The organism is Chryseobacterium sp. SC28 (assembly GCF_003932955.1).
In the GTDB taxonomy this organism is placed as follows: Bacteria; Bacteroidota; Bacteroidia; order Flavobacteriales; family Weeksellaceae; genus Epilithonimonas.
Window position 1 is genome coordinate 56,127 of the sequence record NZ_QOVY01000006.1, and the last position, 12,534, is coordinate 68,660.

General features: G+C 42.0%; 13 protein-coding genes. 2 read left to right on the forward strand and 11 right to left on the reverse strand.

Features of this window, described 5'->3' with window-relative positions; genetic code table 11:
* Positions 1 to 72: 72 nt before the first annotated feature.
* The 8 genes from DTW91_RS05255 to DTW91_RS05290 all read right to left on the reverse strand — a co-directional run bounded on the left by DTW91_RS05255 (position 73) and on the right by DTW91_RS05290 (position 8,351).
* Positions 73 to 1,752 carry a S8 family serine peptidase gene (locus DTW91_RS05255; RefSeq protein ID WP_125202343.1) on the reverse strand — a complete coding sequence of 560 codons (1,680 nt, stop codon included), beginning with the start codon at positions 1,750 to 1,752 and terminating at the stop codon, positions 73 to 75.
* Between the two features lie 11 nt (positions 1,753 to 1,763).
* Positions 1,764 to 2,387, reverse strand: a complete 624-nt coding sequence (locus DTW91_RS05260; RefSeq protein ID WP_125202344.1) for a WbqC family protein — start codon at positions 2,385 to 2,387, stop codon at positions 1,764 to 1,766.
* 192 nt (positions 2,388 to 2,579) lie between these two features.
* Complete coding sequence (gene lepB / locus DTW91_RS05265) at positions 2,580 to 4,214, reverse strand: signal peptidase I (protein WP_125202345.1); 1,635 nt, start codon at positions 4,212 to 4,214, stop codon at positions 2,580 to 2,582.
* Positions 4,215 to 4,298: 84 nt separating this feature from the next.
* Positions 4,299 to 4,997: a 4-hydroxy-tetrahydrodipicolinate reductase gene (dapB, locus tag DTW91_RS05270; RefSeq protein WP_125202346.1), complete on the reverse strand. Its 699-nt coding sequence runs from the start codon at positions 4,995 to 4,997 to the stop codon at positions 4,299 to 4,301.
* 18 nt (positions 4,998 to 5,015) lie between these two features.
* Positions 5,016 to 5,645: a DUF5683 domain-containing protein gene (locus DTW91_RS05275; RefSeq protein WP_125202347.1), complete on the reverse strand. Its 630-nt coding sequence runs from the start codon at positions 5,643 to 5,645 to the stop codon at positions 5,016 to 5,018.
* On the reverse strand, positions 5,646 to 6,536 hold the full coding sequence (locus DTW91_RS05280; protein WP_125202348.1) for a ParB/RepB/Spo0J family partition protein: 891 nt from the start codon (positions 6,534 to 6,536) through the stop codon (positions 5,646 to 5,648). It abuts the gene before it with no gap.
* A 20-nt stretch (positions 6,537 to 6,556) separates the two neighbouring features.
* Positions 6,557 to 7,348 (reverse strand): ParA family protein, encoded by a 792-nt coding sequence (locus DTW91_RS05285; protein ID WP_125202349.1) that lies wholly within the window; start codon positions 7,346 to 7,348, stop codon positions 6,557 to 6,559.
* A gap of 187 nt (positions 7,349 to 7,535) precedes the next feature.
* A complete protein-coding gene (locus DTW91_RS05290) occupies positions 7,536 to 8,351 on the reverse strand; it encodes an energy transducer TonB (protein WP_185144746.1) in 816 nt (271 codons plus the stop codon).
* A 175-nt stretch (positions 8,352 to 8,526) separates the two neighbouring features.
* Here DTW91_RS05290 and DTW91_RS05295 point away from each other — a divergent pair, with 175 nt between their 5' ends.
* Positions 8,527 to 9,864 carry a PDZ domain-containing protein gene (locus tag DTW91_RS05295; protein WP_125202351.1) on the forward strand — a complete coding sequence of 446 codons (1,338 nt, stop codon included), beginning with the start codon at positions 8,527 to 8,529 and terminating at the stop codon, positions 9,862 to 9,864.
* Between the two features lie 44 nt (positions 9,865 to 9,908).
* Complete coding sequence (locus DTW91_RS05300; protein ID WP_185144747.1) at positions 9,909 to 10,424, forward strand: hypothetical protein; 516 nt, start codon at positions 9,909 to 9,911, stop codon at positions 10,422 to 10,424.
* Here the strand turns inward: DTW91_RS05300 and DTW91_RS05305 are convergent.
* Genes DTW91_RS05305 through DTW91_RS05315 form a run of 3 tightly spaced genes read right to left on the reverse strand, consistent with a single transcriptional unit; the run spans position 10,421 to position 12,400 of the window.
* Positions 10,421 to 11,254: a glycosyltransferase family 2 protein gene (locus DTW91_RS05305; protein WP_125202353.1), complete on the reverse strand. Its 834-nt coding sequence runs from the start codon at positions 11,252 to 11,254 to the stop codon at positions 10,421 to 10,423. The two genes, DTW91_RS05300 and DTW91_RS05305, sit on opposite strands and share 4 nt — an antisense overlap.
* Positions 11,254 to 11,865, reverse strand: a complete 612-nt coding sequence (gene recR / locus DTW91_RS05310; protein ID WP_125202354.1) for a recombination mediator RecR — start codon at positions 11,863 to 11,865, stop codon at positions 11,254 to 11,256. The genes DTW91_RS05305 and recR overlap by 1 nt, the downstream gene beginning before the upstream one ends.
* 40 nt (positions 11,866 to 11,905) lie before the next feature.
* On the reverse strand, positions 11,906 to 12,400 hold the full coding sequence (locus DTW91_RS05315; protein ID WP_125202355.1) for a dihydrofolate reductase: 495 nt from the start codon (positions 12,398 to 12,400) through the stop codon (positions 11,906 to 11,908).
* Positions 12,401 to 12,534: the final 134 nt, after the last annotated feature.

Here is a 12,534-nt window from a genome sequence, read left to right on the forward strand (position 1 = left end):
TTAGTGCTAAGTTATGAATAAAAATTATGCCAAACAGTGAAAATATAAAAAACTGATTATATTCGGAGCATTTTAGAACGCGCTGTTCTTTTTAGCATTCTTTATCTTATTTTTTTTCACAGATTTTGTAGATGCACCGTTGCTCTTGTAAAAATTATTATAAGCATATTCTGCAGCTTTCGCAACATCTATCACTCCGCCGGCTCGTGATAAAGTGGCAAATCCGTTGCTCGTACTCGTATTAACAGTTTTTACCAGCGATTCAATAACTTGATCCGGTTTCAAAGAGGGCATATAAGCAAACAAAACCGCGGCGGCTCCTGTGACAACGGGGGAAGCCATAGAGGTGCCTTGCAAATATTCGTATTTCCCGTCGGGAACGGTGGAATAGATTTTGTCTCCCGGCGCAAAAACATCTACCATTTTCGCATTATAATTGGAGAAACTTGCCTTGAGCATTAGGGGATCATTGGTATTAGCACCCACCACGATCATATTGTTAATAAATGGTTTGTCGTCTAAGGGGGATTTGAAATTCGTCGGAAAATATTGGTGTTCTCCAATATCTTCATTTTCATTCCCCGCGGCTTTTACCAAAAGTACTCCTTTGCTTTCCGCATATTTGAAGGCATCCCAAACCACTTCCTTGCCAGGCGAAACGGGTTTTCCAAAACTCATATTCAGGATTTTTGCCCCATTGTCGACGGCGTATCGGATGGCATTTGCAACATCTTTGTCTCTTTCATCACCATCGGGGACGGCTCGCACAGTCATTATTTTTGCCACTCTGTTGGCTACTCCATATTGATTTTCAGTTCCATTGACTGTTCCTGCAATGATGCCTGCCACGTGCGTTCCGTGTTTTCCATCGGGACCTTCGTAATGGTTGTTGCCATAATTTTTTTCTGAATAATCCTCATAATGATCTCCTACGATGGACGCTCGCGGATCAAAATCGAGATTGTAACCTTTTTCGGCTTGCGGCCTGAAATAATCCAAGGCTTCTTTCATCTGGTCTTTCATATATTTCTCGACCTCGGTGGCAGATTTACCAGCAACTTGCGGGTCATTGGACAGCTGAGAAAGGACTTGCATAGCCATCGCTTCCTGCTGATTGGCAGGTTTGATGGTGGCTAAAGTTTCCTTTGTCAGGTTTTGTCCGTTGAGCAATTTTACCATATCCGGAATGGCGTTGTTGATCATCGTATAAAGTTGCAGACTCTGTTTAGCCTCCTCACTTTTCCTTGCAAAAATCTCTTTAGACTTCATGTACATTGCAAATTCCTCCGGCATTTTGGCTTGGTTTTCCTTGTTTTTGACAGAATCCTCGCCTTCGAAAAGGGCTTGATATTTTTTCACCACCCGCGTCACTTCCATATTGTCCACACCGATGTCGCCGTTTTTTCCGCCTATGAAATTCCAGCCATAAATGTCATCCACATATCCGTTTTTGTCGTCATCCTTTCCGTTGTTGGGAACTTCGTTGGGATTTTTCCACATATTTTTTGCCAATCCCGGATGATCCACTTCTACGCCGCTGTCCAAAACGCCTACGACAACTGTTTTTGGTTTAAGGCCTTTGGATTCCAGAAATTTGTAGGCATTTTCCGTATTGACGCCATAGACTTTGGTGGTTGCGTAATCCTTGTGATACCAGGTTTTGAGGTCTTTGTCATTTTCCGGAGCAACCGTTTGGGCAACTGCCATTGCGAAGCCGCTGTAGAAAGCAACGGCTATCAATAATTTTTTCATAGTATTGAATATTAATTGTAATTGATTTTGATATTTTTGATATAGGTCAGACTTTCGGGTCCGATGTTACAAATGAGGTCTAAAATGGAGAGATCTTGCAGAAATCCGTTTTTGCCGGAGAAACTTTGGTAATATTCTGGAAATTGGATTTTAGATTCCATTTTTGCCGAGAATTTATCTCTGAAATCCAAAGCTTCCGGGCTTTTGAAATATTCTTCTGTGAAAGTAAAATCTTTTTTGGTTTTAAGAATGTTTAGAATTACTTGCAATGCTTTGAGATTAAAGTCTGTTAATAATTGGGGCTTCTCTTCGAAAATCATTTTCAGTTTGTCTTCATAATATTCGAAGTAAGGCGTGCTTTGGTACGCGGTTTTGATGGACTTCCAATGGAGCTTTTGCCAGTCTTCTGCAAAGGAGATCTCGATGTCTTTCATTTCGCGTTTTCCGGTATGTTTGATTGGAATGATGAGTGGCAATTTTCCGTTCGCGCCGTAAATTACAGCCCGGTTTCTGTAGGTTTGTTTGGGAAAATTCTCAAATTGCTCGAATATAATCTCATTTTCCGAATCCAAAAAAACGGAGAACCAAGAAATTGGTGGCAAGTAAAATATCGGCAGCAGAACCTTGTTATTCATATTTGTTTAAACTAAAAAACTTTGTTGGGGCTATCAAACCTCAACAAAGTGCCTATTTCTAATGGATGTCCAATCCCATAGCCCCGATAGCAGCGGCATCCTTTTTTTGCTTTTTCTGAAAATTTCTGCCGATGACGAATCGTTCTGAAAGCAAAAAAAGATATAGCGGATAGCGGGATTAGCTCCTAATTATCAGTCTTCTTCTTTTTTCTTTTTGAACAGACCGGCGAAGAAATCCCAGCCGAAAAACAGCACCAAAATGGCTACCGCCACCCACCAATAGGAGGCTTTGTGGGTCTCGCCGGTGTTGGTAGATTTGAACATTCTGTCCCAACGGATTTTCTTTCCGGAGGCCTGATAGGTGGAATTGGCATCGGAAAACAACCCTTCCACACTCAGCCAAGTGAACATCGGGCGACCGACGATATTTTCTTCCGGTACCACGCCGAAATATCTTGCATCCAGCGACGCATCGCGGTTGTCGCCAATCATCATATAATAATTTTGTTTGATGGTATATTGCTTGGTTTCCTGACCGTTGATGTATATTTTTCCGTTTTTATTTTCAAGTTTGTTGTGCTCGTATTCCGAAATGATCCATTGGTACTGCGGAAGAGTTTCCTGATTCAATTTCACAACATCGCCTTTTTTCGGGACAGTCAGCGGGCCGTACCAATCCGGGTTCCAAGGTTTGTTGATCGGGTAAATTGAATTAACTGTATCTATATTTTTTGTGTACGCCGTTTTGTCTGCATTCAGTTTGTATCGCACGGCGGCCACGCCTTTTTCTTCGATGATTTCCTGCATATCGGTTACCTGCGGAAGGGCTTTGATTTCTTTTGCAGTCTCATCTGTTAAACCTTGAAAAGCGTAAACAAATCCTTCGTCAGTTTGATTTTCCTGAACCGGCAAGAAGCCAAAGGCCTTGTAAAGCTGAGGAATATCGAGCTGGGAACTGGTTTTTACCAAATAACCGTGCTGCTGCTGCTCATCGCCAAGGATTTTTTCCGGAGCGTTGTTTACAAATAATCTTCCGGCACGAAACTCAATCACATCGCCGGGAATCCCGACGCATCGTTTGACATAAGGATCTTTTCTATCGGTTGCAACGTGAACCGAATCTTGTGGATAATTGAAAACCACGATGTCGTATCTTTTGATCTCGTCGTAACCGGGAATTCTTAAATAAGGTAATTTGACAGCTTCGATGTAAGATTTTGGATCGTCTTTTGGGTTACCTTTTTGTCCGCTATCAAAGATCGTTCCTTGCAAAAATGGCAATGCCACTGGTCTCATCGGCATTCTAAAGCCATAAGCCCATTTGTTCACAAAAAGAAAATCTCCTACGAGAAGTGTTCTTTCCATAGACCCTGTTGGGATGCCGAAAGGCTGCGTCATAAATACGTGAATAATGGTCGCAAAAACCACCGCAAAAGTCACTGAACCCAAGAAGGTTTCCTTTTTTTTGGTCTCTTCGTCCTCTTGTTCGGTTTCGATCTGAGGATCTTTGCCGTAATTGACGGTTGCCATAAAAATAAACGGCAAAACAACCGTCAGCAAACCATTCAAAAAGCCTTTCTTTCCAAATTTCTTCATCAGTAAAATGTGGAAGACCGACATCATTATCGGACCCACGATGGGCAAATAGGATAAAATGGCCCACCATCTGGAATGTTGGGTCTCTTTCAGAATAATCCAATAATTGTAGAAAGGAATAAAGGCGTAGAGTGGACTGTAACCCATTTTCTTAAACAGTTTCCACGTGGTAAGTCCCATCAACAAGCTGATAATGAGAACATAAATGGTATAAGTAATAAGGTAATTCATCGTTCAAATTTTTAGCAATTTGCGCTTAGCTTTTTGCTTATTTTTTGTTAATTGGTTATGAAAATATCGTTTTTGTTACAGAATTTATAAACCCAAAACATCCTGCATAGAAAAAATGCCTTTTTTACCGGCGATCCATTCTGCGGCAATCACGGCACCCAAGGCAAATCCGTTTCTGCTGAAGGCGGTGTGCTTTATCTCGATTTCATCGACTTCCGATCTGTAGAAAACGCTGTGCGTTCCCGGCACATCATCTTCGCGAATGGCAAAAATCCCCAGTTCTTTGCCTTGTGTTTCATCCAGTTTCCAAGCTTCGTAATTTGAATTTTGAATAATAGTTTGTGCCAGAGAAATCGCCGTTCCGCTGGGCGCATCCAGTTTTTGGACGTGATGAATCTCTTCCAATTGGCAATTGTACTCCGGAAACTGGTTCATCATCTTGGCAAGAAACTCGTTGAGCGCAAAAAACAGATTGACGCCTAAGCTGAAATTGGAACCGTACAAAAATGCAGTGTCATTTTCCAGCGCAATTTTTTCAATTTCCTGTTTCTTCCCCAGCCAGCCGGTGGTTCCGCAAACGACTGGAATTTTGTTTTTCAGACAGCTTTTTACATTCTCGAAGGCGACTTCCGGATTCGAAAATTCTATGACCACATCGGGATTATTGAGGTTGTCTGGCGTAGGCGTTTCTCGGAGTCTTGCCACCACTTCGTGACCCCGATTTTGGGAAATTTCGTCGATGATTTTTCCCATTTTTCCGTAGCCCACTATCGCTATTTTCATTTTTTATTGGAGTTAAATTTAAAATCTAAAATTGAGGCTCAGTCCCGCTCTGGCATACGAGCTGGTGAATTGATCGTTAATAATGGTTGGTGTCACGGCGAGATCGGGATCGTGCCGGCCTTCGTAGAGATGCGCATCCACCACTGCATCTACAATGTTGAGAATGTAAATCAAGGCAGAGATCCCGATGGCATAGTCGCGCTGTCGTTTGGAACTGTCCTGAGCATTTCCGAGAACCGTTTTGTCGATCCCGTTGATTCCAGAAAACTCGTGCGGGAGACCATTGAGCTCTGCAATGAAGGCCTCTCTGTATCGCCTGTATTGTTTGTCATTCCAAAGCGCAATGCCAATTCCTGTACCGACGGCGCCCCAGACGATGGGGATTTTCCAATATTTTTTGTTGTAAAACTGGCCCAGTCCCGGCAAAACTGCCGAATACAATCCTGCTTTAGCGGGACTTAATTTGGTAACTTTGGCAGGGGCTTTCTTTTGATCGATCTCGCCCAAAATCTGCGCTTCGGATCTTGGTTTTGCAGCCGGGATGCTGTCTTTGGGAAGATTTTCCACACGGATGGTATCATTGGGATTGACCTGCGAAAAAGCAAAACAGAAAGAAAGAAACAAAAAAAAGGTGATTAATTTCTTCATTTACTTGATATGATCCAGAATGCTTTGCAGTTCTTCTTCATTTTTAAAATCGAGGACGATCTTTCCTTTTTTTCCGTTAGCTGCCGATTTGATTTCCACTTTCACATTCAAAATGTCGGACAGATTTTTCTGAGCTTTTTTGAAATGATTGGGGATTACGACCGGCTTTACGATCTTCTCGCTGCCATTATCGTTTTTCATCAAGCCTGCCAAACGTTCTGCTTGGCGCACGTTGAGCTGTTCTTTGATAATCCTGTCGAAAAGCATTTGGCGCTTCTCCTCAGAATCCAGCCCCATCATTGCGCGACCGTGACCGGCCGAGATTTGCCCACTGCGGATTCCTTTTTGAATGTCGGGAGATAATTTTAGAAGTCTGATGCTGTTTGTAATGGTACTTCGCTCTTTACCAACACGTTGGCTAAGGTTTTCCTGAGTCATTCCCACTTCATCCAGCAAGCGTTGATAAGTCAGCGCCACCTCGATTGGGTCCAGATCTTCTCTCTGGATATTCTCTACCAAAGCCATCTCCAGCAATTCCTGATCATTCACCAAGCGGATGTACGCCGGGATGGTTTCTTTGCCGGCAATTTTGGATGCGCGATAGCGTCTTTCTCCGGAAATAATCTCGAACTTTTGCCCATCTTTTCTGACCGTAATCGGCTGGATGATACCCAAACTCTTGATTGATGCGGCCAAGTCGTTCAGGGCTTTTTCGTCAAAAAAAGTTCGTGGCTGGTTGCCATTGGGATAGATGTCCTCAATGGCAATTTCTACGACATTGCCTACCAAAAATCTTGCGCCTTCGTCGGAAGCGGAGTTGATATTGGTTTTGCTTTCGGCATTTAGAATGGCGCCCAAGCCCCGCCCCATTGCTCTGGTTTTGTCTTTCATATTATGCTGATTGCTACTTGCTAACGCAAATCGCCTTTTAATTTTTTGATCAATTTTTCGTTTCGCAACAGTACTTCTTCTGCCAGCTGGATGTACTGGACGGCGCCTCTGCTTTCTGCATCGTAACTCAGGATGCTTTCGCCGAAACTTGGCGCTTCGCTCAATCGCACATTCCTGCTGATAATGGTTTCGAACACCATCTCCGGAAAATGCGAATTGACCTCCTCCACCACTTGATTGGACAATCGCAAACGGCTGTCGAACATCGTCAGCAACAATCCTTCTATGTCTAAGTCCGGATTGTGAATCTTCTGTACATTTTTGATGGTGTTGAGCAACTTCCCCAGACCTTCCAGCGCGAAATATTCGCATTGAATTGGGATGATCACAGAGTCTGCCGCCGTCAGCGCATTGATGGTGATCAAGCCCAAACTGGGTGCGCAATCGATGATGATGTAATCGTACTGATCTCTAATTGGTTTCAAGGCTTCGCGCATCATATACTCTCGGTTTTCGCGATCTACCAATTCTATTTCTGCAGCCACCAAATCGATATGGGAAGGAATGATATCCACGTTGGGTGACGTGGTAGGCAGGATGCACTTGGCAGCTGTTGCGCTATGCTCCAATAAATGATAGGTAGAAAAATTGATCTCCTCTACTCCCAAACCAGAGCTTGCATTGGCCTGCGGATCTGCGTCTATCAAAAGAATTCTTTTTTCCAGCACACCCAGAGCCGATGCCAAATTAACGGCAGTCGTGGTTTTGCCAACCCCGCCCTTCTGATTTGCAACCCCAATAATTTTTCCCATACCCATGAATTTAATCGTCAAAAATACGATTTTTTAATACTTCTAAATTCTATAAAGTGAAGCTGAGCGGTTAAAGTTCTGTTAATTAGTCATTTGTCAACAAAAAAAATTATCCACATTTCATTAAATAATGTGGATAATTATAAAAAACGGGATATTAATTATTTATATATGGTTGATTATCAAATCATTCTATTTTCATAGAAATTGGCATTCTGAAAGATGATCTCACAGCTTTTCCTTTCCACAGTGCGGGCTTCCATTTGGTTTTAATGGATTTTACCGTACGTTCTGCCTCTGCATTAAAGTCTGGATCTAAACCACTCACTTTCAGGTTAGAAATACTTCCGTCTTTTTCTACCACAAAAGTAATGATGCCGGACACGGTACCCGTTTTATCCACAGCTTCTGTATCGAAGTTCTGAGCCACCTTTTCACGAAATGCGTCGATGCCACCCTTGAAATCTGCTGCAACATCCACTTCCGATGTGCCTCGGATTTTATCCGGATCTTCCGCCAGTGTTGCCGGTGCGTAAACCTTTGCGGGTGGATCTGCAGTCACAATTGGTGGTACATAAGCGATGTCGGTCGGCTCGCCAGATTTCGTTTTCTGTCCTATGGCTGCCCCTTCGAAATCTTGCTTCGTTGGGAGCGGAATGTCTTTTTTGATATCGCGAACGGGATTATATTCAGGATTGATTACCGTTTTGATATTGGGCGGAATGTTAGCCGCCTTGCTTACTTTGGTGATTTCCGGCGCTATCTGCACAGGATCTAAAACAAAGGGGTCAGAATCCGGTACTTTTTCTATGACAATATCTGAACTAAATGCGGAAACAATTAGTGGAATAACCGCTACAAAAGCAAAAAAGGCAACGCCGATAAGCACGGCTCTTGTAAGATCTTTGGCATAGCCGTTTCTGAGCGCATAGGCGCCGTAGGCTTTGTTTCTGTTGGCAAAAACAATTTCGTCTAAATTATCTTTTGCGAAGAGATTTTTCATAATCATAAATTTTAAAATTAGATAATTGGTAATAATTCAGGATGATTAATAAAAACACATCAAACAACATTCCATTTTATAGCTCGATTATTAAGATTTCTGGGATAAGACTGTCTATATTTCAAATTTGAACTGTGAAAATTGTATCTGTCAAAAATTTATGTAATTTAATGTAATGAAAATCTGGATAATCATTGGTTTGATCTTCGGAGTTCTGATGAAGGCTCAGGACGGTTTTGTCTTGGAAAATGCGGAAAAAACGGTAATCAAATTTAAACTGATTAACAATATGATCTTCGTTCCGGTAACTGTAAATGAGGTGGAACTGACTTTCCTTTTGGACTCCGGGATCGCAGAAACTTTGCTTTTCAGTTTGGAAAATAAGACGGTTGATTTTAAAAATACCGAAAAAATTACTTTTAAGGGTTTGGGAGAAACCGTGAGTATCGAAGCTTTGAAATCGATTAAAAACAACGTTGTGATCGGCAAAAATTTCGTAGACAAATCGCATACCATTTTTCTGGTGTTGGATGAGGATTTTAACATTTCTCAGGATATTGGGATTCCTGTAAATGGCATAATTGGCTACTATTTCTTCAAAAATCATCCGGTGGAGATCAATTACATCAAAAAAACAATAACGGTTTACAAGGATCAGAGCCAATTTCCAAAGAAAATCAAGCGATTTTCCGGTTTTCCAATGAGCGTGGAATACAGCAAACCCTATATGATGGCCGATGTGGAACTGAAACACGAGAAGGAAAGCTCGAAACTGCTGTTGGATCTTGGCAACACCGATTCGGTTTGGCTTTTTCCAGCACTGATAAAAAACTTCATCTACAACCGTCCCAACATTGACGATTTTTTGGGGCGCGGTTTCAGTGGTGATATCTTTGGGAAACGCAGCCGCATCAATTCTTTGTCCATCGGAAATTTCAGATTTAATAAACCGGTTGCTTCGATGCCCGATGAATATTCGATCCAGCATCTCAAATTGGTGAACGACAGAAAAGGATCTATCGGTTCCGAAATTCTCCGTAGATTCACCGTGATTTTTGATTATCCCGATCGGAAAATCTATTTCAATGCCAACAAAGATGTAAACGATCCATTCTTGATCGACGGTAGCGGACTGGAGATCAAGCAGGATGGACTGCTGTGGGAAAAAGAAGAGGTGCGCGTAAAAACGGCGAAACTAAACCCTTCTTCCAACGCCATCAATGTGCTCGATAACGGAGCTGAAAGTTTCCAATACAAATTCACTTTGAAACCTTTGTTTTTGGTTTCCGGAACGCGGAAAGATTCGCCGGCGCAGAAAGCGGGAATTCTGAAAAATGATAAACTGATCGCCATCGACGGCAAGCAGACCAAAGAAATGAGCTTAAACAAAATCCAGCAAATCCTCAAAACCAATGTGAATAGAAATATAAATATCGAGATCAATCGAAATGGCATTCTTCTGAAATTTCAGCTAACCCTTTCAGATCCAATTCCTTATATAGAAGAGGATTGATAAAAGATTTTTAATTTATATTTTGTAAACCTAAAAATACGCTGATGAACGAAACACTCAACAACATCCGAAACCGGCCGAGATTCAAACTTTATACAGATCTTTCTCCCGAAGAGTATGAAGCCAATCTGCGGGATTATCTCGGCAAGCACCACACTCAATTTTTTGGAAATATCAATAGGGAAATGGCCACCATTTTTGTGAATAACGGCAAAGACAGCTATTGGAAACCCAACCTGTCATTAAGAATCGAAAAAGAAGATGAAAAAACCGTCGTCCGAGGGATTTTTGGACCCAGCTCGGCCGTCTGGACGTTTTTTATGTTTCTGTATTTTGTATTTACAGTTGCCTGGATGGTTTTTTTTACTTTATTCTACGTCGAGAAGACGCTGAAGACAAACAATTTTCCTTGGGCCTTGCCGGCTTCATTTGTAGTTTTGGGATTGATTGCGCTCACTTATGCTGCCGCCAGGTTCGGACAGTATAAAGCCAAAGATGAGATGCGCGAACTGAGAAGATTTGCAGAAGAATCGACCTACCACACCGAGAAAAAGAATTAATTCTTGATTTTACGAGCTTCTATCAAATGCTTTACTTTGAGGCCAATTTTCATTAATGCAAACTGAAAAGGCTTCTGTTTTCTGTAATATTTGTTGATAAAAATATCCATCGCACCGAAAAAGCGGTTGAGATAAACCCTATCTTTTACGGTGCTTTCGCCTTTGTAATGCAGGATCGCATATTTCCCATAATAGATATTTTTGTAGCCGTGTCGGAGCAAAGTGTAACAAAGATCAATGTCTTCGCCGTACATAAAATAGCGTTCGTCGAAACCCCCAATTTTTTCATAAACTGATTTTTTGACCAGCAAATTGGCGCCCGTCATCACTTCTACTTCGGCAATTTCGGATTCCCCAATGTCGTTCCGGTAATAGGTTTTGGAATCGTTCTTCAGCGTTGTGAACAATTTTTCGAAAGAATTCAAAAGGGCAGGAACAGATCGTTTGCTTTCCGGCAAAAAACGACCATCGGCATTGTGCATCCGCAGTCCCAAAGCGCCAAGATTCTCTTGCTGATCTGCAAAATCCAGAATTTCTCTGAAATAGTTGCCTTCGATTTCTGTGTCCGGATTCAGAATGTAGATATACTCGCCTTTGGCTTCCTTTACGCCCAGATTATTGGCTTTGGCAAAACCGAGATTGGCGTCCAGCGCCGCAAATTTCACAGTCGGAAATTCCGGAATAAGAGCTTTCCAAGCTTGATCGGGTGAATGATTATCCACAACGATGATCTCATACTCGAAGCCGTGAAAATACTTTTGGATCGATAGAATACAGTTTTTCAGCAGATCTTTTACCTGATAATGGACAATGACAACACTTACTTTCATCAGCCGGCTTCGTTGTAAACAGTTCTGTTGACGATGGAGCGCCCGAGCGATATTTCGTCGGCATATTCCAGTTCATCGCCCACGGAAATTCCTCTGGCAATGCTGGAAAACACGATCGGAAACGTTTTGAATTTTTTATAAATATAATAAGCTGTGGTGTCGCCTTCCATAGTAGCACTCAACGCAAAAATCAGTTCTTTTATTGTGCCGGACAGTAGTTTTTTCTCTAAGCTTCCGATTCGGAGTTGGCTGGGACCGATGCCTTCCATCGGAGAAATCTTGCCGCCGAGCACAAGATATTTGCCTCGGAATTTGCCCGTATTTTCGATGGCCATTACATCCCGAACATCTTCTACCACGCAAAGCAAATCATCTGTCCGCTTGTGGTCTCTACAAATATCGCATACATCCGAATCCGAAAAATTATGGCATTCTTTGCAATATTTGATTTCCGTAACCAAGGCTTGGATAGATGATCCCAAAGAAATCCCTTGAGAAACAGGCTGCCGGAGCAGATGCAAGGCCAACCGAAGCGCGGATTTTTTCCCGATGCCCGGCAGACCGGCAATTTCTTCTACAGCTTTTGATAAAACTTTGCTTGGATAGTCCATAATTTAAGATAAAAGAATTGAGGAAAGATGCGGAATTTTTTTAATCTTTGTTAATTCTTTCGTAGGTTTGGAAATAGAAATTATACTTGTTTTTCTCGTCTTTTTCGTGGAATTCTTCGTTGGTTTTCTGCCAGATTTTCAGATCGATGTTTGGGAAAAAAGTATCGGCCTCGAAATCTTCGTCCACAAAGGTGATTTCTAAACGATCGGCCAGCTCCATCGTTTGTTTATAGATTTCGCCGCCGCCAATGATGAAGACATCCTCATCTATTTTCTTTGCAAATTTCAGCGCTTCTTTCAGTTTGGAAACGATCAGAATATCCTCCTGGAACCAGTTTTCTCGCCGGCTCACCACGATATTGGTTCGGTTGGGCAAAGGCTTTCCGATGCTCTCGTAGGTCTTTCTGCCCATCACCACGGGATGGTTTTCTGTAAGCGATTTGAAATGCTTCAGATCCTCGGGCAGGCGCCAAAGCAATCGATTGTCTTTCCCCAAAGCATTGTTTCTGCCGATGGCAGCGATTATCGTAATCATAATAACTACAAAACTACATTTTTATGTTTAATTAAGAAAAAATTATGAGCGGTTAGTTTTCATATTTTGTATTTTTGGCGAAGTTTCGAGCGTATGTATTTGCGTTTTGAGCAAATCAATTAATTTAAATCAAA